Here is a 22,988-nt window from a genome sequence, read left to right on the forward strand (position 1 = left end):
AACGCTCGGTTATACTTGCCGCCCCTTGAAGTCCGTAGTGAACCGCAATGAAGTGAGGCAAGTGCAGTGACGTACAGCGTGAAAGAAATTTTCTATACCTTGCAGGGCGAGGGCACGCACGCCGGTCGGCCTGCCGTGTTTTGCCGCTTTGCCGGGTGCAATCTCTGGACCGGCCGCGAGAGTGATCGCGCCACGGCGGTCTGCCAGTTTTGCGATACCGATTTCGTCGGCACCGATGGCGTCATGGGTGGAAAATTTGCCGATGCAGCATCGCTGGCCGCCACCGTCAACAGCTTGTGGCCGGCAGATTATCCGGCCAGCAAATTCATCGTCATCACCGGCGGCGAACCGATGCTGCAACTCGATAGTGCCTTGATCGACGCCTTGCACGCGCAGGGATTCATGATCGCCATCGAAACCAACGGCACCTTGCCGGTGCCCGCCGAGGTCGACTGGATTTGCGTCAGCCCGAAAATGGGCAGCAAGCTGGTTCAGCGCAGCGGCAACGAATTGAAGGTCGTCATTCCGCAGCTCGGGCAGGATTTGCTGATGTATGAATCGCTGGACTTCGAACACTTTTATCTGCAGCCGATGGATAGCCCGACGGCGGCCCGCAATACCGAACGCGCAATCGATCATTGCAAGCGCCACCCGAAGTGGAAGCTGAGTGTGCAAACCCATAAAATCTTACAGATACCGTAACGCCATGCTGACTATTACCCGCAAACTCGAATTCGACGCCGGTCACCGGATTCCCGACCACAAGAGCCAGTGCCGCAATCTGCATGGCCATCGCTACACACTCGAAATCACACTTACTGGCGGTGTGGTTGCCGCCGATGGCGCTTCCGATAACGGCATGATCATGGATTTTTCCGATGTCAAGACACTGGCCAAGCAAGCGCTGGTCGATGTCTGGGATCATGCCTTCCTGGTCTATGAAAAAGACGACGCGGTACGCGCGTTCCTTGACAGCCTGCCAGATCACAAAACCGTGGTGCTGCCGCTCGTGCCCACGGTTGAAAACCTGGCCCGGATTGCCTTCGATATATTGAAGGCGACCTACACCGACAACTTCGGTACCGGCCTCACGCTGCACAAGATCAAGCTCTACGAAACACCGAACTGCTGGGCCGAAGTCGTCCATGGATGATGCGGTTTACATGCGCCTGGCCATGGATCAGGCCCACAATGCCTGGGCGTTGGGCGAGGTGCCAGTCGGTGCGGTGCTGGTGAAAGACGGGCAAGTGGTGGCGACCGGCTTCAACCAGTCGATCGGCACCCATGACCCGACCGCGCATGCCGAGATCATGGCCTTGCGCGCCGGCGCTGCATTGCTGGGCAATTACCGGTTGCCGGGCTGCGAATTGTTTGTCACGCTGGAGCCCTGTGCGATGTGCGCCGGTGCCATGATGCATGCGCGCCTGGCGCGGGTGGTCTACGGCGCCAGCGATCCGAAAACCGGTTGTTGCGGTTCGGTCACCGACCTGTTCGCGCAGCAACAACTGAATCACCATACCGGCCTCGTCGGCGGCGTACTGGCCGACGCCTGCAGCAAGCTGCTGAAGGACTTTTTTGCCGAACGGCGACTGGCGCAAAAACCGGCTGCCACAGGAGTTGCCAGTGACTGAATCGATCGGCATTGCGCTGGTTGCACCAAGCGGTTACGCGCCTGATGCCGAGTCTGTCGAGCGCGCCATCGTGCGTTTGCAGGTGGCAGGTTTTCGCGTGATTCGCCATTTCGCGGCGGCTGAAAAAAGCGAGCGCTTCGGCGCTACCGATGTGCAGCGGGTGGCGCACCTGCATGCGGCAGCCAGCGACCCGGCGGTCGATCTCGTGCTGGCCCTGCGCGGAGGGTACGGACTGTCGCGCATTTTGCCGCAACTTGATTGGCCATTGCTGGCAGCGAGCGGCAAACTCTTCGTTGGCCATAGCGATTTCACCGCGTTCCAGATGGGTTTGCTGGCACAGACCGGCGCGATCAGTTTTGCCGGGCCGATGTTGTGCGATGACTTCACGCGTGCGCCGGCCAGCCAATTCACGCAGGAGCATTGCTGGCAATGTCTGACCAGCCCGCGCACTGTGGTGCAGGTCGATCAAGACGATAGTCCTCCTGTCAATGCCAGCGGCACCCTGTTTGGCGGCAATCTGGCGATGGTCGCCCACCTGGTCGGCACGCCGTACCTGCCACGGATTGATGGCGGCATCCTGTTTCTCGAAGACATCAACGAGCATCCGTTCCGGGTCGAGCGCATGCTGCTGCAACTGCTGCATGCGGGGGTGCTGGCGAACCAGAGTGCCATCGTGCTGGGCGACTTTTCCGGCTACAAGCTGAGCGAGATCGACAATGGTTTTTGCTTCGAATCGATGTTGGCGCGCCTGCGCGCAATCTTGCCCGTGCCGGTCCTGACCGGCCTGCCATTCGGGCACATCGTCGACAAGGTGACCTTGCCGGTCGGCGCACCGGCCACGCTGGTGGGCAACGCCCGCGGCTGGACGCTATCGGTCTCCGGCTATCCCACCTTGGCGCCGCAATAGCCCGGATTGCGGCGGCCGGCGATGGTAAAATGCGCCCTAAATTTCAAATACGTTCGTAAGGATTTCTTCAGTGCTCTCTACCGCTAACATCACCATGCAGTTCGGCGCCAAGCCGTTGTTTGAAAACATTTCCGTCAAGTTTGGCGATGGTAATCGCTACGGTTTGATCGGCGCCAATGGCTGCGGCAAATCGACCTTCATGAAAATCCTCGGTGGCGATCTGGATTCATCGGCCGGCAACGTCATGCTTGACACCAACGAACGCCTCGGTAAATTGCGCCAGGACCAGTTTGCCTTTGAAGAAATGCGCGTGCTGGATGTGGTCATGATGGGCCACACCGAGATGTGGGCAGCGATGGCCGAGCGTGACGCGATCTACGCGAATCCTGACGCCACCGATGACGATTACATGAAAGCCGCCGACCTCGAAGCGCGCTTTGCCGAATACGACGGTTACACCGCCGAAGCCCGTGCCGGCGAACTGCTGCTCGGCGTGGGCGTTGCGATCGAACAGCATCAGGGTCCGATGAGCAACGTCGCTCCAGGCTGGAAATTGCGCGTGCTGCTGGCGCAGGCGCTGTTCTCGAATCCGGACATCCTGCTGCTCGATGAGCCGACCAACAACCTCGACATCAACACGATTCGCTGGCTCGAAGATGTGCTCAACGAGCGCAACTCCACCATGATCATCATTTCGCATGATCGTCACTTTTTGAACCAGGTCTGCACGCACGTGGCCGACATGGACTACGGCACGCTGAAGGTGTATCCGGGCAATTACGACGACTACATGTTCGCGTCGTCGCAAGCGCGCGCGCAGCAGTTGTCCGTCAATGCCAAGGCCAAGGACAAGGTCGCCGAACTGCAGGAATTCGTGCGCCGTTTCTCGGCCAACAAATCGAAAGCGCGTCAGGCCACATCGCGCGCCAAGATGATCGACAAAATCAAGGTCGAGGATCTGAAACCATCGAGCCGCGCCAACCCGTTCGTGCGCTTCGATGGCGAAAAGAAACTGCATCGTCAGGCCGTCGAGATCCAGGGCCTGTCCAAGACCTACGACCGCACGCTGTTCAAGAACTTCGACATCATGGTCGAAGCCGGTGAGCGCATCGCCATCATTGGTGCCAACGGTATCGGCAAAACCACGCTGCTGCGCTGCATGGGTGGCATGGCGCTGTGCGGACTTGAAGGCGATACCGGCAAAGTGAAATGGGCCGAGCACGCCAATGTCGGCTACATGCCACAAGACCCCACCGAAGATTTTGCGACCGACAAGACCCTGACCGAATGGATCGACCAGTGGACCAAGGAAGGCGATGACGACCAGGCAGTGCGGTCGATTCTGGGTCGCTTGCTGTTCGGTGGCGATGACGTCAAGAAGCCAGTCAAGGTGCTGTCCGGCGGTGAGAAGGGACGCATGATGTACGGCAAGCTGATGCTCGGCCGTCACAATGTGATGCTGATGGATGAACCGACCAACCACATGGACATGGAGTCGATCGAATCGCTGAATATCGCGCTGGAAAAATATGCCGGCACGTTGATTTTCGTGTCGCATGACCGCGAGTTCGTATCGTCGCTGGCCACGCGTATTCTTGAAGTCAAGGAAAACGAAATCATCGACTATCCGGGTTCGTACGAGAACTATCTGAGCAGCCAGGGTATTGATTAATTCCTGAGCAGTCAGGGTTGTGACTAACCCGGAACGACTTCAGCCGATCGACTTGCAGGGCCCCGCTCAAGGCTTGCAATTCGATCGGCTGATTTATTTCTTGCATCCAGTTTGAGAATAACCAGGCTTCCATTCGATGGATCTGCGCACAGTCCACCGCGATATGTTGTCATGACTGTACGTGCGCATGCCAGAAATAGCCACCCTTGATACCTGCTATTGATCGGTATATATTCAGGATAGATATCAAATAGGAGGTGCACATGTCATCCACTGCCAAGCTGTTCACCACAGGACGTAGCCAAGCTGTGCGGTTGCCAAAGGAGTTCCGGTTTCAAGGAACGGAAGTCTTCATTCGGCGGAATCTGGCAACCGGCGAAGTCGTTCTTTCGCCTAAACCAACATCGTGGCAAGAGTTCTTTGCACTCGCCGACCATACCGTTATTCCATCCGATTTTCTGGCGGATCGTGACGATTTGCCGGCTGAAGAAAGGGATCTTTTTTGAGCCGCTTCATGCTCGACACCAACATGGCGAGCTATGTCATCAAGGGCCAGCCGCCGGAAGCGCGTCATCGACTGGCTGAGCTGCCGATGGAAAGCGTCGTCATCTCTGTCGTAACACAAGCCGAACTGTTTTACGGCTTGGCTCGCAAGGGGCATCCGGCGGCCTTTACAAACCTTATCCGTGAATTTTTGCTTCGGGTTGAAGTACTACCTTGGGATGAGGCGGCCGCGATCGTCTACGGCGACTTGCGATCCTCCTGTGCGGCTTCCGGCATTACGCTTGGTGCGCTCGACATGATGATTGCTGCGCATGCGGTTGCGGCTAAAGCGACGCTCGTGACGCACGACAAGGCTTTTTTTCTGATTCCCAACGGTATCATTGCCATTGAGGACTGGATTATCCCGGTGCGTTGAAGTGGGATTTAGCCGGATTTGCCTTTGCTCCCGGATTGATCGCTGCTGGATTTCTTCCGCTCCAGCGCAATCGTGAATCGTTGCAGGCGAGGCCGCAACCGCAGGAAAAAGCGGTACATCAACTCCAGCACGGGCGTCACGCCGGGCAATCTGCCGAAGCGACCGAGCCAGCGCCATCCCGGCAAGGCCGACCACAATGCGACGAACGCTGCCGCCCCGCTGAGCATCGTGCCGTCCGCTTGCCGGACATGGAAACGCGCCATGTAGGTCGCGCGGTCGGCTCCCTCCGGAAGTTGTGCATCGAGTGCGCTGACATCAAGCCAGCGCAACGGCTCCAATGGGTCGAGATCGCGGTACACGCCAACCTCGCGGCGGCATAGCGGACAAGCGCCGTCATACAGGACAGTCAGCGCATCGCAGGAATCGGGTGGGGGAGTTTTCATGGGGTCGATCATGACAGACTCGACCGGATGTTGCTGGCACCCAAAACAGTTGATGCCATCCTACGAGTGCAGTGGCGCCCGTCGATGCGGAGACTGATTTTTCAGCAGCCGGATCATCATTGTCGCAAGTGCACAAAAGCCCATTAAAATGACGGAACTCCTTGTTGACGGCTTTCGCCGCAACATGCTTACCGATTTTTCTGACGCCTCCGACCATCATGCCAAATCCAGCCATCAAGACCATCGAATTCGAACGCCCGCAAATGCAGGTCGGCACCAGTTGCAGTGCGCAAGCGTGGGCCCGTGTGCCGGCCACGCCAACCGCTGCCGAAAAAGTCGCGCTGAAAGAGCGCATCAAACGTCTGCTGATTGAAAAACAAGCGGTACTGGTTGCGCACTATTACGTGGATGCCGACCTGCAGGACCTGGCCGAAGAAACCGGCGGCTGCGTCTCCGATTCCCTCGAAATGGCGCGCTTTGGCCGCGATCATCCTGCCAGGACGCTGGTGGTCGCCGGCGTGAAATTCATGGGCGAAACCGCCAAGATCCTCAGCCCGGAAAAGACCGTACTCATGCCTGACCTCGACGCGACCTGTTCGCTCGATCTGGGTTGCCCGGCCGATGAATTTGCCGCTTTTTGCGACGCCCATCCGGATCGCACCGTGGTGGTCTACGCCAATACCAGCGCAGCCGTCAAAGCCCGCGCTGACTGGATGGTAACTTCGTCAATCGGGCTCGACATCGTCGCTCACCTGCATGCCCAAGGCAAAAAAATCCTGTGGGCGCCTGACAAGCACCTCGGCGGCTACATCCAGAAAAAAACCGGTGCCGACATGCTGCTGTGGCAGGGTTCCTGCCTGGTCCATGACGAATTCAAGGGTGTCGAACTGGAACTGCTGAAGCAGGAACATCCGAATGCGATGGTGCTGGTGCATCCCGAATCGCCTGCTGCAGTGGTGGCGCTGGCCGATGTGGTCGGCTCGACGTCGCAACTGATCGCTGCGACCCTGACTCCGGATGTACAGGAGTTCATCGTCGCCACCGACAACGGCATCCTGCACAAGATGCGCCTGGCCGCACCCGGCAAGCGCTTCATCGAAGCGCCGACTGCCGGCAACAGCGCCACCTGCAAAAGCTGCGCACATTGCCCGTGGATGGCGATGAACGGTTTGCAGAATCTGGCGGATGTGCTGGAGTCCGGCCGCAATGCCATCGAGATCGATGCCGAGACTAGCCAGAAGGCCAAGGTCTGTATCGATCGCATGCTCGATTTTGCGGCGCAAAAAAACGCCAACGTACGACCGTCATCAGATCTAGCGCAGGAACAAACGCTGTTTTCGGGGATCGGACCAGCATGAGCAATCTCATCAATCCTTTCGGCCCCTTCGACCCTGCATTGGCAGCCGCATTACAGGCCAACGTCGCACTGGCACTGACGGAGGACGTCGGCACAGGTGACGTCACTGGCAAACTGGTTCCGGAAAACGAGCTGGTACAAGCGCGGGTAATCGTGCGCGAAGCTGCCGTACTGGCAGGTGCGCCCTGGTTCGAGGCCGTCATGCTGCAGCTCGATGGCCGTATCCAGATCACCTGGCAGTATGCCGAAGGCGAACTGATGCGCGCCGATAGCGAAGTCTGCAGCATCATGGCGCCGGCCCGCGCGTTGCTCACTGGCGAGCGCAGCGCATTGAATTTCTTGCAGCTGCTGTCGGGCGTGGCGACCGAGACGCGCCGCTATGTTGACCTGATCGCCGGCACTTCAGCGAAAATCCTGGATACGCGCAAGACCATGCCCGGACTGCGACTGGCGCAGAAATACGCAGTGCGGGTGGGTGGTGGCGCGAACCAGCGGCTGGCGCTGTACGACGGCATCCTGATCAAGGAAAACCATATCGCCGCTGCCGGTGGCGTACGACCAGCCATGCAAAAGGCATTCGCGTTGGAGACGGGCGTGACGATCCAGATTGAAGTCGAATCGATCGACCAGTTGAAAGAGGCATTGGCGGCAGGCGCGGTGTCGGTGCTGCTGGATAATTTTTCGCTGGAACAGATGCGCGAGGCGGTGGCCTTGACTGCCGGCACGGCCTTGCTGGAAGCCTCCGGGGGCGTGAATTTCAGTACCGTGCGAGCGATCAGTGAGACAGGTGTGGATCGGATTTCGATTGGTAGTCTGACCAAGGATGTGCGGGCTACGGATTATTCGTTGCGGGTTGTTGGGCAATTGGTGTAGGCGTCGATGAGATCCGAAAAGGGCAGTTGCATGGGCCTGCTTGGGCGAATCGACCGCACCACCGAGAAAGCCGTTCGGCGCTTTCTCTCCATGATCGTCAATCGCTACGCGATAGCGGGTTCACTTATTTACGGCAGCCGCGCACGTGGTACGCATCGTCCCGACAGCGATGCCGATGTCGCCGTGCTACTAACCGGCGAGCACAAAAGGTTGCTGCCAACGACGCTGGCGATGGCCGATGCGGCGTATGACGTTCTTCTGGAAACGGGCATCACTATTTCTCCGCTGCCCGTTTGGATGGATGAATGGGAGCACCCGGAGCGTTTTTCAAATCCGGCTCTGCTGCTCAACATCGCCCGCGAAGGGATCAGGTTGTGAAAGCGCAAGGTCAGTTGCGCTGCATTCAACAACACGGACAAGAACCATGGCGCGCCTATCCCCGGCCGGATCCTTTGGTGCCGACCACTGCACACGCCATGTGAACGATTTTGCTGTTTCCTTTGACGCCTTAATAAACGACCTGCATCCATTGCGTTGAATCCATTTCAATTCATCTGGCGAATATCGTAAGACAAAACTACAATTCGTCCTACGATTGGTGTCTGTCCGGCGCCACCCTCCATCAGTTCATTTCATGAGCACAATCACCATGCGCAGATCGCCACGCCCGAAGCTTCGTCTAGTACCCCGAACACTCTTGGCGTCGGCCGTCCTCGGCAGCCTGTTTGCAGGCACGACAGCGCAGGCTCAGCAAGAAAAGAAAGAGCCACAAGAACAGGCAGTCCAATCGGTCGTAGTCGAAGCGTCCCGCGTAAGCCAGATCGGTATCGCCGACACCGCTAGTGCCGGCGTGATCACGCAAAAGCAGCTTGAGGCCCGCACGGTGTATCGCGCCGGCGAGTTGCTCGAAGCCGCCCCCGGCCTGATCGTCAGCCAGCACAGCGGCGAGGGCAAGGCCAACCAGTTTTATTTGCGCGGATTCAACCTCGATCACGGCACCGACTTGCGCACCACGGTCGATGGCATGCTGGTCAATCAGCGTAGTCATGCGCACGGGCAGGGCTGGACCGATCTGAACTTCATGATTCCCGAACTCGCGACGCGGCTGGAATACCGCAAGGGACCGTACTTTGCCGACGAAGGGGATTTCTCGTCAGCCGGTGCCGTCAGCGTGCGTTACGCGAATGTCCTGCCGGAAGGCATCGCCAGCGTCGGCATCGGCAGTAACGGCTTTCGTCGCACCTTGCTGGCGAATTCGCCGGTAGTCGGCAATGGTCATCTTTTGTATGCGCTGGAACTGTTTCGCAACGATGGCCCGTTTCTGGTGGGTGACGACTATCGCAAGATCAATGGCGTGCTGCGCTACAGCGAAGGCAATGCTGCCAGCGGTTTCAATCTGAGCGCGATGGGATACCACGGCAGCTGGCATTCGACCGATCAGGTGCCGTCGCGGGCGGTGGCCGATGGTAGCCTCGGCCGCTACGCTGCGGTCGACCAGACCGATGGTGGCAGTGCGTATCGCTACAGCCTGTCGGGAGAATGGCATCGCAATAGCGAGACCACGTCGACGCTGGTGAATGCCTACATGATCCATAACCGGCTCGACCTGTTTTCCAATTTCACGTACTTCCTCGATGACCCGGTCAATGGCGACCAGTTTGGCCAGCCGGACCGGCGCGTCACCACTGGCATCAACGCCAGCCAGCTTTGGCGCACGACGCTGCTCGGACGCGAGTCCGAGAACAAGGTCGGCGTGCAGCTGCAAAACGACAATATTTTCAACGGGCTGTACAGCACTGTGGCGCAGCAGCGCATCTCCGGCACGCGCGACGATCACATCGTTGAAAGCAGCGCAGCCCTGTTCGTCGAAAACACGACCCGCTGGACCGACACCTTCCGCACCATCGCCGGATTGCGTGCGGATTATTTCCGCTTCGATGTCAATAGCAAGCTCACGCCCGCCAACTCCGGCAGTGCCAACGACAGCAAACTCAACCCGAAACTGAACCTGGTCTTCGGGCCATGGAACAAGACCGAATATTATTTCAATGTCGGCGGTGGTTTTCATAGCAACGATGCGCGTGGTGCCACCATCAGCGTCGATCCGAAAACCGGGGACGCGGCCGATAAAGTGTCACCGCTGGTGCGCTCGAAAGGCATCGAAGTCGGCTTGCGCACCGAGATCATACCGGGCCTGCAAAGCTCGCTGTCGCTCTATCGGCTCGATTTCGATTCCGAGCTGACCTTCGCCGGCGATGCTGGTACTACCGAGGCGGGTCGTCCCAGCCGTCGCACCGGGTTTGAATTCTCCAACTATTACAAGCCGACCAACTGGCTGACGATCGATGCCGATGTCGCCTTTGCACGAGCGCGCTTTCGTGATGTGGATGTGGTGGGGCAGCGGATTCCGGGTGCGGTCGAGGGCGTTGCTTCGCTGGCACTGGCGGTCGATAACCTGGGCCCGTATTTTGGCGCGCTGCAGTTGCGGTACTTCGGACCGCGTCCGCTGCTCGAAGACAATTCGGTGCGCTCCCAGGGCACCGCCACGCTCAACGGCCGCTTCGGTTACAAGCTCAATGCCTCCACCAAAATCGAGCTGGAAGGCTACAACCTGACCAACCGGCGTGACGCCGCCATCGATTACTACTACGCGTCGCGCCTGCCCGGCGAACCGGCTGCTGGCGTCAACGACATTCACTTCCATCCGATCGAATCGCGCTCGTTTCGTGTGAGCCTGAACACCACCTTCTGATCAGGAGCCCGGCAGCAGGTGTACGTGCCGGGTGCGTGATGGCATGTCGACCTGTACCGGCACGATGTGGATATTGCCGTGCCGCACGCCGCTCTGCGCAATCAGGCTGTTTGCAAATGGGCTGACTTCCTTGAACTTGCCGCGCAGGACCAGCGTTTCGAGACAGTTGTCGTGATCCAGATGGACGCGCGTGGAACTGATGCACAGATCATGGTGATCGTGCTGGGCCGATGCCAGCCGGCTGGCCAGTTCGCGTTCGTGATGGTTGTAGATGTAGGTGACCGTGGCCACGCAATACAGCGTCGTGTAGCTGACCTTGCGTTCGCTTTCGATGTGCTCGCGCAGCAAATCCCGAAAGGCTTCGGAGCGGTTTTGGTAGCCGCGTCGCTCGATCAGGTGATCGAACTGGTCGGCCAGCGATTCTTCGATGGAGATGGTGATGCGGCGCATGGGGCAACGTCCCTGTTGAATGATGAAACGGACAGGGAATCTGCATTCCCTGTCCGCCATTGAACACGACTTGCCTTCAAAAATCTAGCGCCAGTCAGGCGACAGCACCGTCGGCAATGCCTTGGGCAGCGTGTCCGGAAAATCCCGGCTGAAATGCAGGCCACGGCTTTCGCGTCGTGACAGCGCGCTATGCACGATCAGTGACGCCACCTCAACCAGATTGCGTAACTCCAGCAAGTCGCGGGTGATGCGAAAGTGCGCGTAATACTCGTCGATCTCTTCCTTGAGCAGGCGAATCCGGTGCTGGGCCCGTTCCAGCCGTTTGGTGGTGCGCACGATGCCGACGTAATTCCACATGAAGCGCCGCAGTTCATCCCAGTTATGCGAGAGCACGACTTCTTCATCGGCATTGCTGACGCGGCTTTCATCCCAGGCGGGCAACTGGGGCGATTTCTGGCTTGGTTGCTTTTCGATGAACTGGGCCGCAGCGCGACCCAGTACCAGGCATTCGAGCAGCGAATTGCTGGCCAGCCGGTTGGCACCATGCAAGCCGGTGTACGAGGTCTCGCCGACCGCATACAGGCCCGGCAGGTCGGTGCGACCGGACAGGTCGGTGACGATGCCACCGCAGGTGTAATGAGCCGCCGGCACTACCGGAATGGGCTGTTTGGTGATGTCGATGCCGAGTTCGAGACAGCGCGCAAGAATGGTCGGAAAATGTTCCTGCAAAAATTCCGGTGACTTGTGGCTGATGTCGAGATCGACGTAATCGAGACCGCGCTTTTTCATTTCCGCATCGATGGCCCGGGCCACGATATCGCGCGGCGCGAGTTCGGCCCGTTCGTCCTGTTCCAGCATGAAGCGGGTGCCCGCGGCGGCACCGGCCGCTGCCGGTAATTTCAGCATGCCGCCTTCGCCACGTACCGCTTCCGTGATCAGGAATGACTTGGCATACGGGTGATACAAACAGGTCGGATGGAACTGGATGAATTCCATGTTGGCGACGCGGCAGCCAGCGCGCCACGCCATGGCGATGCCGTCGCCGGTAGCGGTGTCCGGATTGGTGGTGTACAGATAGACCTTGCCGGCACCGCCGGTGGCCAGCACGGTGTGATCGGCGTCGATGGTGATGACCTTGCCGGATTTCACGTCCTGCACGTACAGGCCGAGGCAACGTGGCTCGGCGGTGCCGCCGGGAAGTTTGTTGGACTTGATCACATCGATGGCGTAGTGATGTTCCAGCAGCGTGATGTTCGGATTGCTGCGCACGATCTGTTCCAGCGTGACCTGGACTGCGTGGCCGGTGGCGTCCGCCGCATGGATGATGCGCCGCTGACTGTGGCCGCCTTCGCGGGTCAGGTGAAAACCCAGTTCGGCCGAGTCGTCGCGGGTAAATGGCACGCCTTGTTCGATCAGCCATTCGATGGCTTCGCGACCATGTTCGACGATAAAGCGGGTCGCGCTTTCGTCGCACAGGCCGGCACCGGCAACCAGCGTATCGGCGATATGTTCGGCGTAGCTGTCGCCGGAATCCAGCACGGCAGCGATACCGCCTTGCGCCCAGTTGCTGGCGCCGTCGAGCAGTTCGCGTTTGGAGATGATGACGACTTTGCGGGTTTTGGCGAGATGCAGGGCGACGGAGAGTCCAGCCAGTCCGCTGCCAACGATGGCGACATCAAATTTCATGGTGTGTGTTTTTATTTTTGAAGGGAACAACGACTATAAGCCTTTTTCGATTTGCAAGCCGGTAACTATCCAGCCGCAAATCGATGAGGATCTCGTTCAGTCGGTGATGACCGGAATGACTTTCGATGCGGCCAGTTTCGCATTGCTGCGGGCGGTCTCGATGTCGGCCGCCACGGCCAGCGCGACACCCATGCGGCGGCGGGCAAATGACTCCGGTTTGCCAAACAGGCGAATGTCCACGCCGGGAACGCGCAAGGCATCGGCGACACCATCGAAGGCGATGCCTTTTGCATCGTGCTGTCCGTAAATGACGGCTGAGGCACCCGGGGCTTTCAGGGACACATCGACCGGCAGGCCGAGGATGGCTTTGGCATGGATTTCGAATTCGCTTTGCACCTGGCTGGCCATCGTCACCATGCCGGTGTCATGTGGGCGCGGACTGACTTCCGAGAACCAGACCATGTCACCCTTGACGAACAGTTCAACGCCAAACAAACCGCGTCCGCCGAGGTTGTCGGTGACGTCTTTGGCGATCTTGCGGGCGTTCTCCAGCGCGATCGGTTGCATCGGATGTGGCTGCCAGCTTTCGACGTAATCGCCATTGACCTGGATGTGGCCGATCGGCTCGCAAAACGAGGTCACGACGGCGCCGGAGGCATCCATCGAGCGTACGGTCAGCAGTGTAATTTCATACTCGAAATCAATGAACCCTTCGACGATCACGCGACCGGCATCGACCCGGCTCCCGGCGGCTGCGTAATCCCAGGCGGCATCAACGTCGGCGGCGCTGTCGAGTTTCGATTGGCCTTTGCCTGACGACGACATGACCGGCTTGACGATGCACGGAAAACCGATCTCGCCACAGGCGGCCTGCAGTTCGGCCTTGCTATCGGCAAAGCGGTACGGCGAGGTGGGCAATTGCAGTTCTTCCGCGACCAGCCTGCGGATGCCTTCGCGGTTCATCGTCAGCCAGGTAGCGCGCGCGGTAGGAATCACGGTGACGATGCCGGCCTGTTCCAGTTCCATCAACCGAGTGGTGGCGATGGCTTCGATTTCCGGCACGACCAGGTCCGGTTTTTCAAGGGCGATCAGCGCTTCCAGTGCATCGCCGTCCGCCATGTTGATGACGTGGGCGCGATGCGCGACTTGCTGGCCGGGTGCATCGGCATAGCGATCGACGGCGATCACTTCCACACCGAGGCGCTGCAGTGAAATGATGACCTCCTTGCCCAGTTCGCCGGAGCCGAGCAGCATGACACGGGTAGCGTTGGGGGACAGCGGGGTGCCGAAGCGGACGGGAGTTTTCATGGATCGATGGCGCGAGGCGTTGAGAATAAAGGTGACCCGAATGATACCGCTTGCGGCGAATCATTCCTGAAAAACACATCAGGTCCTACTTGAAAATGCATGAAAAAAGCCGCCGGGGTGAGCCGGCGGCTTTGCGGGTTAGTGCGTGTTTCGGTTAAAAGTCAGCTGCGTAAATATCGTTGTCCTTGGTTTCCTTGACGAACAACATACCGATGACGAAGCAGACTGCAGCGATCACGATCGGGTACCAGAGACCGTAGTAGATGTCGCCCTTGTAAGCCACCAGTGCAAACGCCGTGGTTGGCAACAAGCCGCCGAACCAGCCGTTACCGATGTGATACGGCAGCGACATCGAGGTGTAACGAATACGAGTTGGGAACATTTCGACCAGCATTGCCGCGATCGGGCCGTAGACCATCGTCACATACAGCACAAGGATGGTCAACATCAGCAAGACCATTGGCTTGTTCATCTGGTCAGGATCGGCTTTGGATGGATATCCTGCGGCCTTGATCGCATCGCTCATTTCTTTTTTGAATGCTTTGTCCTTGGCAGCGGCATCGTCTTTCGAGAGACCGTTGGCATCATAGCTCTGGATGACTTTGTCACCAATTTTCACGGTGGCGACCGAGCCGGCCGGACCTTCGACGTTGGTGTAGTTGACCGATGCATTGGCCAGTACGGTGCGTGAGACGTCACAGGAAGACGTGAACTTCTTGGTGCCGGTCGGATTGAACAGGAACTGGCATTGTGCCGGATCGGCCGTGACGACGACTGGCGCATTGGTCAGTGCCGTTTCGAGAGCCGGATTGGCGTAGTGGGTCAGCGCAGAAAAAATCGGGAAGTAGGTCAGTGCAGCAATCAGCATGCCGCCCATGATGATTGGCTTGCGGCCAATCTTGTCCGACAGCGAACCGAAGATCAGGAAGAACGGTGTACCGATCAGCAGTGATGCGGCGATCAGCAGGTTGGCGGTGGAGCCGTCGACCTTCAGGGTTTGCGTCATGAAGAACAGCGCATAGAACTGACCGGTGTACCAGACCACTGCCTGGCCGGCGGTCAGGCCGATCAGTGCCAGGATCACGATTTTCAGGTTTTTCCATTGGCCGAAGGCTTCGGACAATGGTGCTTTGGAGGTCTTGCCTTCGGCCTTCATTTTGGCAAAGGCAGGCGACTCGCTCATCGACAAGCGAATCCAGACTGACACGGCCAGCAGGAACACTGACAACAGGAACGGAATGCGCCAGCCCCAATCGGCAAATGCGGCTTCGCCCATCGCGGTCCGTGTACCCAGAATCACCAGCAGCGACAGGAACAGGCCCAGTGTTGCCGTGGTCTGGATCCACGCCGTGAAGGCGCCGCGCTTGTGGTCCGGAGCGTGCTCGGCGACATAGGTCGCTGCGCCGCCATACTCGCCGCCGAGCGCCAGGCCCTGCAGAATGCGCAAGGTCACGAGGATGATCGGTGCAGCAATGCCGATCGATGCATAGCTTGGCAGGATACCCACCAGGAACGTCGAGCCGCCCATCAGCAGGATGGTCACCAGGAAAGTGTATTTGCGGCCGATCATGTCGCCGAGGCGACCGAACACCAGCGCGCCAAACGGGCGCACGATGAAACCTGCAGCAAATGCCAGCAGGGCAAAAATGAACGCAGTATTGGGGTCGGTGCCGGCAAAGAACTGCTTGGCAATGATGGATGCGAGCGAGCCGTACAAATAAAAGTCATACCATTCAAAGACGGTACCCAATGAGGATGCAAAAATAACCTTGCGTTCCTCTGGTGTGATCTTGTGGGGGATCGGTGTTGCAGTAGCCATGCTTGTCTCCAGATTTCTAGTTTGTTTGTCGTTACGCTTTGGCAGGTGCGTACGGGTTTGGTACCGGTGTGGAGTGTGCAGGCCAAAACTTACGGGATTCTTGCGAAAAGCGGAAGAAACCTCACTGCTTTGCGAATTGTCGAAAATACCTTTAAACGCGACTTTCAAGATTTGCGAACGACCGTACTAAATCATGCTATTCTCGAATCCCGCTGCCGCAGGAAGCTGGAGCAGCCCGGCGCGTGGTATCGGCATCACGCTTGTCCGCGCAATTAGCCAGGTTCGTTGTCAATACTATTTACTTGCTTACCTATTTACCCATTTACTCAACCACGCAGCCCACCCATTTCAGGAGACTCACATGACCGACGCAGTCATCGTATCTACCGCACGCACCGCATTAGCCAAGTCCTGGAAGGGCGCCTTCAACTTGACCCACGGCGCTACGCTGGGGGGCCATGCACTGCAACACGCGATCGAGCGTGCGCAGATCGAATCCGGCGAGGTCGAGGATGTCATCATCGGTTGCGCCACGCCTGAAGGCGCAACCGGCAGCAACATTGCGCGCCAGATTGCTCTGCGCGCAGGCTGCCCGGTCACCACCGGCGGCATGACCATCAACCGCTTCTGTTCTTCCGGACTGCAAACCATCGCCACCGCGGCACAGCGCATCATTGCCGGCGAAGGTGACATCTACGCTGCCGGCGGCGTCGAGTCGATTTCGTGTGTTCAGCAAGAAGCCAACACCCACATGCTGATGGAAGTCTGGCTCAAGCAAAACAAGCCGGAACTGTATTGGCCGATGCTGCAAACCGCCGAGACCGTGGCCAAGCGCTACAACATCAGCCGCGAGCGCCAGGACGCTTACGGCGTGCAAAGCCAGCAGCGCGCTTTCGCAGCCCAGCAAGCCGGTAAATTCGATGCAGAAATTGCGCCGATGACCACCATCATGGGTGTTGCCGACAAGGCCACCGGCATGCTGGTCAGCCGCGAAGTCACGATCTCTGCCGATGAAGGTATCCGTGCCGACACCACTCTCGAAGCCGTCTCGAAAATCCGCAGCGCAGTGCCGGGTGGCGTCATCACCGCCGGTAACGCCAGCCAGTTTTCGGATGGTGCTTCGGTCGCCATCGTCATGAGCAGCAAGGTTGCCGAAGCCAAGGGATTAAAGCCGCTGGGTATTTATCGCGGCTTTGCCGTGGCCGGTTGCGAGCCGGATGAAATGGGGATTGGCCCGGTCTATGCGATTCCGAAACTGCTGAAAAAAGCCGGTCTGAAAGTCGAAGACATCGGTCTGTGGGAACTCAACGAAGCCTTTGCCGTGCAAGTGCTGTATTGCGCCGATACGCTGGGCATCCCGCTGGACCGCCTCAATGTCAACGGCGGCGCGATTGCAGTTGGCCATCCGTATGGTGTGTCCGGTGCGCGCCTGACCGGTCATGCGCTGATCGAAGGCAAGCGTCGTGGCGTCAAGTACGTGGTCGTGACGATGTGTATCGGTGGCGGTCAGGGTGCGGCAGGCTTGTTCGAAGTCCTGTAACAGCCGGCACCTGGCGGGTCACGCATGCGTGACCGCGCTGTAGTTTCCGAGGCTTCCTGCTCGCGCAGGAAGCACAGCCCCTTCGTTGCCCATCATCGGAGCCATCGATGCAATCCAAAATCCTGTCACGTCGTGATCTCGACTTCCTGCTGTACGAATGGCTGCATGTCGAAACACTGGCCTCCCGCGAACGCTTCGCGGATCACTCGGCCGAAACCTTCAACGCCGCACTCGACACCTGCGAGCAGATCGCTACCGAACTGTTCGCCCCGCACAATAAAAAGAACGACCAGAACGAACCGCATTTCGACGGCAATCACGTACACATGATTCCCGAAGTGCAGGTCGCGCTGGATGCCTTTTGCGCAGCCGGCCTGATGGCAGCCGGCCAGGACTTCGACAACGGCGGCATGCAGTTGCCGTGTGTGGTCGAGAAAGCCGGCTTTGCGTATTTCAAGGGCGCCAATGTCGGCACCTCGTCGTATCCGTTCCTGACCATCGGCAATGCCAATACGCTGATGAAATGCGGCACGCCGGAACAGATCGACACCTACGTCAAGCCGATGCTGACCGGTCGCTTCTTCGGCACCATGTGCTTGTCCGAACCGCAGGCCGGTTCCAGCTTGTCCGACATCGTCACCCGTGCCGAAGCACAGGCCGATGGCAGTTATCGCATCACCGGCAACAAGATGTGGATATCGGCCGGTGAACATGAACTGGCAGAAAACATCGTCCATCTGGTGCTGGCCAAAGTTCCCGGCCCGGATGGCAAACTGATTCCGGGCGTGAAGGGCATCTCGCTGTTCATCGTCCCGAAAAAGCTGGTCAATGCCGATGGCTCGACGGGCGAGCGCAATGACGTCGTGCTGGCCGGCCTGAATCACAAGATGGGCTATCGCGGCACCACCAATTGCCTGCTCAATTTTGGCGAAGGCAAGTTCACGCCGCAAGGCAAGCCGGGTGCGATCGGCTATCTGGTCGGCGAGGTCCACAAGGGTCTGGCCAACATGTTCCACATGATGAACGAGGCCCGTATCGGGGTCGGACTTGGCGCCGTCATGCTGGGATATACCGGCTACCTGCATGCGCTCGATTACGCCCGCAACCGTCCGCAGGGACGCGCGCCACAGGCCAAGGACCCGGCCATGCCGCAGTTGCCGATCATTGCGCATACCGATGTCCGGCGCATGCTGCTGGCACAAAAATCGTATGTCGAAGGTGGTTTGGCGCTGGCGCTGTATTGCTCGAAACTGGTCGATGACGAGCGCACCGCGCCGGCATCCGAACAACGCGCGCACGCCACCTTGTTGCTCGATATCCTCACGCCGATTGCCAAGTCGTGGCCGTCGCAGTGGTGCCTCGAAGCCAACAACCTGGCAATTCAGGTGCATGGCGGCTATGGCTACACGCGTGAGTACAACGTCGAGCAGTTCTATCGCGACAACCGCCTCAATCCGATTCATGAAGGCACCCACGGCATTCAGGGTCTGGACCTGCTCGGACGCAAGGTGGCCATGCAACATGGCGCAGCGTTCGCGGCACTGGCAGCCGAGGTTGGCAAGACCGTCGAACGCGCCATGGCTACCCCGGAACTGGCGGCCAATGCCACCGATCTGGCAGCGGCCTGGCAGCGCATCGCCGTGGTGACGCAAACCCTGCACGCCGCTGGCGACCTGAACAAGACACTAGCCAATGCCTCGCTGTATCTGGAAGCATTCGGCCATGCCGTGGTGGCCTGGATCTGGCTGGAACAGGCGCTGCTGGCAACCGGCAAATCGGCCTCGCACGATGCCGATTTCTATCGTGGCAAACTGCAGGCCTGCACGTACTTTTTTCAATGGGAACTGCCGAAGATCCAGCCGCAACTGGACCTGCTGGCACGCCTCGATACCACCACGCTCGACATGCAGGATGCGTGGTTCTAAGTAAAGACAAGATGATCAAACATATCGTGATGTGGACCCTGAAAGACCAGGCCGAAGGCAACGACAAAGCGACCAATCTGCTGCAGATGAAAGTCCTGCTGGAAAGTTGCAGGGACATCGTGCCGGGGATGCGGAAGTTCGAAGTGTCTCTGGCCCAGCCCGGCCTTGAATGTACCTGCGACATTTTGCTGGATTCGGAATTCGATACGGCGCATGCGCTCGACGATTACCAGTCCCATCCGGTCCATCTCGCCACCAAACCATTTATCGGTGCAGTACGCGAAACGCGTCACTGCATGGATGTGCTGTCCGAAGCGCCAGTGAGCGCTGCACCGTAACAAGTTCTTCCCAAAACATAACAAGCACCTAACCCGCAAGGAGACCGCATGCGCACCATCCAGCAACTCTTCAATCTCGACGGCAAGACCGCACTGGTCACCGGCAGCTCACGCGGCCTCGGCCTGCAAATCGCCGAAGCGCTGGGCGAGCAGGGCGCCACCGTCGTGCTGTCGTCACGCAAGCAGTCCGAACTCGACGAAGCCATCGCACATCTGAAAAGCCGCGGCATCACGGCCACCGCAATTGTCGCGGACCTGTCCAAAGATGCAGCGGTTGACGAGCTGGTGACCGAGGCCCTGAAGCGTCTTGGTCACATCGATATTCTGGTCAACAACGCCGGCGCGACCTGGGGCGCACCGGCCGAAGACCATCCGGTGGCGGCATGGGACAAGGTCATGAACCTGAACATACGCAGCATCTTTCTGCTCTCGCAGGCAGTCGGCAAGCGCTCGATGATCCCGCGCAAATATGGCCGCATCATCAACGTCGCCTCGATCGCCGGCCTGTCCGGCAATGCGCCGGGCACGATGCAAACCATTGCGTACAACACCTCCAAAGGCGCGGTGGTCAATTTCACTCGTACGCTGGCGGGCGAGTGGGGCCCGCATGGCATCACCGTGAATGCGCTGGCACCAGGATTTTTTCCGTCCAAGATGACCAATGGCTTGCTGGCCATCCTCGGCAAGGACGAACTGGCGACCCACGCTCCATTGCAACGCATCGGCGACGATGAAGACCTGAAAGGCGCCGCGCTGCTGTTCGCATCGGATGCCGGCAAGCACATCACCGGCCAGATCCTGGCGGTGGATGGCGGTGTCTCGGCGGTCTGATGGACTGGACCACTGCCAAGCCTTTTCCGGTCGAGATTCCATTTTTGCAGGAGCTCGGGGTCGAGTTCCTGGGCATGGAAGACGGCCAGGCGCAGGTTGCGCTGACACTCGCCGAACGCCACATGAATAGCTGGCACGTCGGCCATGGCGGCGTCACGATGACGTTGCTCGATGTCGCCATGGCGATGGCGGGCAGGTCGCTGGAACCAAGCGCCATCGGTGCCGTCACAGTCGACATGAACACCACGTTCATGCGTCCGGCCGGCCAGCCCGGCACCCGTCTCGTTGCCAAGGGCCGGGCTTACCATCGCGCCACCACGCTGGTGTTTTGCGAAGGCGAAGTCTGGAGCGGCCAGCAACTGGTGGCCAAAGCCATGGGCACCTTCAAATTTTTGAAGCGGGCGGACGCCGCCCGCAAGATCGACCACACATCCACCCCCTGACTCTGGAGACCCAATGACTACTTACCAAAAAATCGTCCTCGCGTCGCGCCCGAAAGGCGCTGTCTCTGCCGACAACTTCCGTCTCGAAACAGCACCCGTGCCGACCATCACGGATGGTCAGGTATTGATCCGTAACCATTACCTGTCGCTTGATCCGTACATGCGCGGCCGCATGGAAGACACCAAGAGCTACGCCGCGCCACAAGCCATCGGCGAAGTGATGATCGGCGGCACCGTTGGTGAAGTCATCGACAGCAAGAATACAAAATTTTCGGTCGGCGACAAGGTCGTCGGCGGTTCGGGCTGGGCCGAGATGTGTGTTTCCGACGGTCAGATGCTGCGCAAGGTCGACACCGCGCATATCCCGTTGTCGGCCTATCTGGGTTCGGTCGGGATGCCCGGCATGACCGCCTGGTATGGCCTGACCCAGATCATGCAGCCAAAAGCCGGCGAAACCATCGTCGTCTCGGCCGCCAGCGGTGCGGTTGGCAGCGTGGTCGGCCAGCTCGCCAGGATACGCGGCTGCCGCGCCGTCGGCATCGCCGGTGGCCCGGAAAAATGCGCCTACGTGGTTGATGAACTCGGCTTCGATGCCTGCGTCGATTACAAGTCGCCAACCTTCCTCGCCGACCTCGCTGCTGCGACGCCGGATGGCATCGACGCGATTTTTGAAAACGTCGGTGGCGTGGTGTTCGATGCCGCACTGGCACGCATGAATCCGTTTGGCCGGATTGCCATGTGCGGCCTGATCGCCGGCTACAACGGCGAGCCGATGGTGATGAACAATGTGCGCATGATCCTGACGATGCGCCTGACGATACGTGGCTTCATCGTCGCCGAGCACCTCGAATTCTGGCCAGAAGGCCTGAAGGAACTCGGCACGCTGGTCGCCACCGGAAAACTGAAGTTCCGCGAGTCGGTGGCCGAGGGACTGGCCGCTGCACCGGAAGCCTTCATGGGTCTGCTGAAAGGCAAGAATTTCGGCAAGCAGCTGGTGAAGCTGGTCTAGCGCTCCGAATCTTAGGCAGGGAAGCGCAGGCACATCATGCTGCCTGTGCTTCCGATTGAATGAACGTCAACGCAACAGCCAACCTGGAGCCATGAATGCCAGACCTGATCCTGCACCACTACCCCAATTCTCCGTTCGCGGAAAAAGCCCGACTGCTGCTGGGCTACAAACAGCTCGCCTGGAAGTCGGTGATGATTCCGGCCATCATGCCAAAACCGGATGTGGTCGCGCTGACCGGTGGCTATCGGCGTACGCCGGTGCTGCAAATCGGCGCGGATATTTATTGCGATACCGCGTTGATTGCCGACGTGCTGGAACGTCTGGCACCGACACCGTCGCTGACTCCGCCAGCCAGCGCCGGGGTGGCCCGCACACTCGCGCAATGGGCCGACACCACCTTGTTCTGGACCGCGATTGCGTATGCGTTCCAGCCCGCCGGACTGCAGGCAATGTTCGGCAGTCTGCCACCCGAACACCTGCAAGCCTTCGGCGCAGACCGCGCTGCCATGCGCGGCAATGCACCGCGCATGCCGGTCCAGGAAGCCACGGCCAGCCTGATCGATTATCTTGATCGGATCGAGGCGATGCTGGCCGACGGCAAGCTCTATCTGCTTGGTGCGCAGCCGACGATAGCTGACTTTTCTGTGTACCACCCGATCTGGTACGTGCGTCGCATCGCCGGCCTGTCGGCGATCCTTGAGCGCGCGCCGCGCTTGCTGGCATGGGCCGACAGGATGGCCGCCATCGGCCATCATCAGTACGACAAGATGACCAGCACCGAAGCGCTGGAGATTTCGCGCAATAGCACGCCGATGGCCGTTGAAGCCGCAGGCGAAGCTACGCTGTTGCACCTGCACGGGATCGCACTGGGCGATCGCGTAACGATCACGCCCACCGACTATGCGTTTGATCCGGTCGAAGGCGAACTGGTCTTCGCCAGTGCCACCGAACTGGCGCTGCGTCGCGTCGATGAACGGGCCGGACTGGTGGTTGTCCACTTTCCGCGCATCGGGTATCAACTCAAATCGGCGCTTGAAAAAGCCGCAGCCTAAAACAACAAACAACAAACAACAACAAGCAATAAC

General features: G+C 59.1%; 23 protein-coding genes. 18 read left to right on the forward strand and 5 right to left on the reverse strand.

Going from position 1 to position 22,988, the window contains the following annotated elements; all coding sequences use genetic code 11:
* Window positions 1-66: 66 nt before the first annotated feature.
* The 7 genes from queE (at window position 67) to ABD720_RS00320 (ending at window position 5,129) form a co-directional block, all read left to right on the forward strand.
* Complete coding sequence (queE, locus tag ABD720_RS00290) at window positions 67-702, forward strand: 7-carboxy-7-deazaguanine synthase (protein WP_344761174.1); 636 nt, start codon at window positions 67-69, stop codon at window positions 700-702.
* 4 nt (window positions 703-706) lie between these two features.
* Entirely contained in the window at window positions 707-1,153 is a 447-nt protein-coding gene (gene queD / locus ABD720_RS00295) for a 6-carboxytetrahydropterin synthase QueD (RefSeq protein ID WP_344761175.1), read from the forward strand.
* On the forward strand, window positions 1,146-1,631 hold the full coding sequence (gene tadA, locus ABD720_RS00300; protein ID WP_344761176.1) for a tRNA adenosine(34) deaminase TadA: 486 nt from the start codon (window positions 1,146-1,148) through the stop codon (window positions 1,629-1,631). The genes queD and tadA overlap by 8 nt, the downstream gene beginning before the upstream one ends.
* The gene (gene ldcA / locus ABD720_RS00305; RefSeq protein ID WP_344761177.1) at window positions 1,624-2,538 is read left to right on the forward strand and encodes a muramoyltetrapeptide carboxypeptidase; all 915 of its coding nucleotides are present in this window, start codon (window positions 1,624-1,626) and stop codon (window positions 2,536-2,538) included. Before tadA ends, ldcA begins: the two co-directional genes overlap by 8 nt.
* A gap of 70 nt (window positions 2,539-2,608) precedes the next feature.
* Window positions 2,609-4,210: an ABC-F family ATPase gene (locus ABD720_RS00310; RefSeq protein ID WP_344761178.1), complete on the forward strand. Its 1,602-nt coding sequence runs from the start codon at window positions 2,609-2,611 to the stop codon at window positions 4,208-4,210.
* A 263-nt stretch (window positions 4,211-4,473) separates the two neighbouring features.
* The gene (locus ABD720_RS00315) at window positions 4,474-4,716 is read left to right on the forward strand and encodes an antitoxin (RefSeq protein ID WP_344761179.1); all 243 of its coding nucleotides are present in this window, start codon (window positions 4,474-4,476) and stop codon (window positions 4,714-4,716) included.
* On the forward strand, window positions 4,713-5,129 hold the full coding sequence (locus tag ABD720_RS00320) for a type II toxin-antitoxin system VapC family toxin (protein WP_344761180.1): 417 nt from the start codon (window positions 4,713-4,715) through the stop codon (window positions 5,127-5,129). Before ABD720_RS00315 ends, ABD720_RS00320 begins: the two co-directional genes overlap by 4 nt.
* Window positions 5,130-5,137: 8 nt before the next feature.
* On the opposite strand, the gene ABD720_RS00325 is transcribed toward ABD720_RS00320, so the two are convergent.
* Window positions 5,138-5,572 carry a thiol-disulfide oxidoreductase DCC family protein gene (locus ABD720_RS00325; RefSeq protein ID WP_344761181.1) on the reverse strand — a complete coding sequence of 145 codons (435 nt, stop codon included), beginning with the start codon at window positions 5,570-5,572 and terminating at the stop codon, window positions 5,138-5,140.
* Window positions 5,573-5,790: 218 nt separating this feature from the next.
* Between ABD720_RS00325 and nadA the strand changes: the two genes are divergently transcribed.
* From nadA to ABD720_RS00345, 4 genes are all read left to right on the forward strand, one after another.
* Window positions 5,791-6,930: a quinolinate synthase NadA gene (nadA, locus tag ABD720_RS00330; protein WP_344761182.1), complete on the forward strand. Its 1,140-nt coding sequence runs from the start codon at window positions 5,791-5,793 to the stop codon at window positions 6,928-6,930.
* Complete coding sequence (gene nadC / locus ABD720_RS00335; RefSeq protein WP_344761183.1) at window positions 6,927-7,802, forward strand: carboxylating nicotinate-nucleotide diphosphorylase; 876 nt, start codon at window positions 6,927-6,929, stop codon at window positions 7,800-7,802. The genes nadA and nadC overlap by 4 nt, the downstream gene beginning before the upstream one ends.
* Window positions 7,803-7,808: 6 nt before the next feature.
* Window positions 7,809-8,180, forward strand: coding sequence for a nucleotidyltransferase domain-containing protein (locus ABD720_RS00340; RefSeq protein ID WP_344761184.1), 372 nt, complete (start codon window positions 7,809-7,811; stop codon window positions 8,178-8,180).
* Between the two features lie 271 nt (window positions 8,181-8,451).
* Window positions 8,452-10,554 (forward strand): TonB-dependent receptor, encoded by a 2,103-nt coding sequence (locus ABD720_RS00345; RefSeq protein ID WP_344761409.1) that lies wholly within the window; start codon window positions 8,452-8,454, stop codon window positions 10,552-10,554.
* Here ABD720_RS00345 and nikR read toward each other — a convergent pair whose 3' ends face one another.
* The 4 genes from nikR to ABD720_RS00365 form a co-directional block, all read right to left on the reverse strand.
* A complete protein-coding gene (gene nikR, locus ABD720_RS00350) occupies window positions 10,555-11,004 on the reverse strand; it encodes a nickel-responsive transcriptional regulator NikR (RefSeq protein WP_344761186.1) in 450 nt (149 codons plus the stop codon).
* Between the two features lie 84 nt (window positions 11,005-11,088).
* Entirely contained in the window at window positions 11,089-12,690 is a 1,602-nt protein-coding gene (gene nadB / locus ABD720_RS00355; protein WP_344761187.1) for an L-aspartate oxidase, read from the reverse strand.
* Window positions 12,691-12,786: 96 nt separating this feature from the next.
* Window positions 12,787-13,998 carry a formate-dependent phosphoribosylglycinamide formyltransferase gene (purT, locus tag ABD720_RS00360; protein ID WP_344761188.1) on the reverse strand — a complete coding sequence of 404 codons (1,212 nt, stop codon included), beginning with the start codon at window positions 13,996-13,998 and terminating at the stop codon, window positions 12,787-12,789.
* Between the two features lie 154 nt (window positions 13,999-14,152).
* Window positions 14,153-15,817 carry an MFS transporter gene (locus ABD720_RS00365; protein WP_344761189.1) on the reverse strand — a complete coding sequence of 555 codons (1,665 nt, stop codon included), beginning with the start codon at window positions 15,815-15,817 and terminating at the stop codon, window positions 14,153-14,155.
* Window positions 15,818-16,178: 361 nt separating this feature from the next.
* On the opposite strand from ABD720_RS00365, the gene ABD720_RS00370 reads away from it, so the two are divergent.
* From ABD720_RS00370 to ABD720_RS00400, 7 genes are all read left to right on the forward strand, one after another.
* Complete coding sequence (locus ABD720_RS00370) at window positions 16,179-17,357, forward strand: acetyl-CoA C-acyltransferase (protein WP_344761190.1); 1,179 nt, start codon at window positions 16,179-16,181, stop codon at window positions 17,355-17,357.
* Between the two features lie 107 nt (window positions 17,358-17,464).
* Window positions 17,465-19,282, forward strand: coding sequence for an acyl-CoA dehydrogenase (locus ABD720_RS00375; protein WP_344761191.1), 1,818 nt, complete (start codon window positions 17,465-17,467; stop codon window positions 19,280-19,282).
* An 11-nt stretch (window positions 19,283-19,293) separates the two neighbouring features.
* The gene (locus tag ABD720_RS00380) at window positions 19,294-19,620 is read left to right on the forward strand and encodes a Dabb family protein (RefSeq protein WP_344761193.1); all 327 of its coding nucleotides are present in this window, start codon (window positions 19,294-19,296) and stop codon (window positions 19,618-19,620) included.
* 48 nt (window positions 19,621-19,668) lie between these two features.
* On the forward strand, window positions 19,669-20,451 hold the full coding sequence (locus ABD720_RS00385) for an SDR family oxidoreductase (protein WP_344761195.1): 783 nt from the start codon (window positions 19,669-19,671) through the stop codon (window positions 20,449-20,451).
* Entirely contained in the window at window positions 20,451-20,894 is a 444-nt protein-coding gene (locus tag ABD720_RS00390; RefSeq protein ID WP_344761196.1) for a PaaI family thioesterase, read from the forward strand. Before ABD720_RS00385 ends, ABD720_RS00390 begins: the two co-directional genes overlap by 1 nt.
* A gap of 13 nt (window positions 20,895-20,907) precedes the next feature.
* Window positions 20,908-21,903 (forward strand): NADP-dependent oxidoreductase, encoded by a 996-nt coding sequence (locus ABD720_RS00395; RefSeq protein ID WP_344761197.1) that lies wholly within the window; start codon window positions 20,908-20,910, stop codon window positions 21,901-21,903.
* Between the two features lie 95 nt (window positions 21,904-21,998).
* Entirely contained in the window at window positions 21,999-22,955 is a 957-nt protein-coding gene (locus ABD720_RS00400; RefSeq protein WP_344761198.1) for a glutathione S-transferase family protein, read from the forward strand.
* Window positions 22,956-22,988 lie beyond the last annotated feature (33 nt).

This window comes from Actimicrobium antarcticum (assembly GCF_039536745.1).
GTDB classification, from domain to species: Bacteria; Pseudomonadota; Gammaproteobacteria; order Burkholderiales; family Burkholderiaceae_D; genus Actimicrobium; species Actimicrobium antarcticum.

Bases quoted from the DNA above. Each gene is read 5' to 3' on its own strand.
- ABD720_RS00375 (WP_344761191.1), top strand. From the start codon at position 17,465: ATGCAATCCAAAATCCTGTCACGTCGTGATCTCGACTTCCTGCTGTAC.
- ABD720_RS00365 (WP_344761189.1), bottom strand. From the start codon at position 15,817: ATGGCTACTGCAACACCGATCCCCCACAAGATCACACCAGAGGAACGC.
- ABD720_RS00380 (WP_344761193.1), top strand. From the start codon at position 19,294: ATGATCAAACATATCGTGATGTGGACCCTGAAAGACCAGGCCGAAGGC.
- nadB (WP_344761187.1), bottom strand. From the start codon at position 12,690: ATGAAATTTGATGTCGCCATCGTTGGCAGCGGACTGGCTGGACTCTCC.
- queD (WP_344761175.1), top strand. From the start codon at position 707: ATGCTGACTATTACCCGCAAACTCGAATTCGACGCCGGTCACCGGATT.
- ABD720_RS00400 (WP_344761198.1), top strand. From the start codon at position 21,999: ATGCCAGACCTGATCCTGCACCACTACCCCAATTCTCCGTTCGCGGAA.
- nikR (WP_344761186.1), bottom strand. From the start codon at position 11,004: ATGCGCCGCATCACCATCTCCATCGAAGAATCGCTGGCCGACCAGTTC.
- ABD720_RS00370 (WP_344761190.1), top strand. From the start codon at position 16,179: ATGACCGACGCAGTCATCGTATCTACCGCACGCACCGCATTAGCCAAG.
- ABD720_RS00385 (WP_344761195.1), top strand. From the start codon at position 19,669: ATGCGCACCATCCAGCAACTCTTCAATCTCGACGGCAAGACCGCACTG.
- ABD720_RS00390 (WP_344761196.1), top strand. From the start codon at position 20,451: ATGGACTGGACCACTGCCAAGCCTTTTCCGGTCGAGATTCCATTTTTG.
- tadA (WP_344761176.1), top strand. From the start codon at position 1,146: ATGGATGATGCGGTTTACATGCGCCTGGCCATGGATCAGGCCCACAAT.
- nadA (WP_344761182.1), top strand. From the start codon at position 5,791: ATGCCAAATCCAGCCATCAAGACCATCGAATTCGAACGCCCGCAAATG.
- ABD720_RS00340 (WP_344761184.1), top strand. From the start codon at position 7,809: ATGAGATCCGAAAAGGGCAGTTGCATGGGCCTGCTTGGGCGAATCGAC.
- ABD720_RS00325 (WP_344761181.1), bottom strand. From the start codon at position 5,572: ATGAAAACTCCCCCACCCGATTCCTGCGATGCGCTGACTGTCCTGTAT.
- nadC (WP_344761183.1), top strand. From the start codon at position 6,927: ATGAGCAATCTCATCAATCCTTTCGGCCCCTTCGACCCTGCATTGGCA.
- ABD720_RS00315 (WP_344761179.1), top strand. From the start codon at position 4,474: ATGTCATCCACTGCCAAGCTGTTCACCACAGGACGTAGCCAAGCTGTG.
- ABD720_RS00395 (WP_344761197.1), top strand. From the start codon at position 20,908: ATGACTACTTACCAAAAAATCGTCCTCGCGTCGCGCCCGAAAGGCGCT.
- ABD720_RS00345 (WP_344761409.1), top strand. From the start codon at position 8,452: ATGCGCAGATCGCCACGCCCGAAGCTTCGTCTAGTACCCCGAACACTC.
- purT (WP_344761188.1), bottom strand. From the start codon at position 13,998: ATGAAAACTCCCGTCCGCTTCGGCACCCCGCTGTCCCCCAACGCTACC.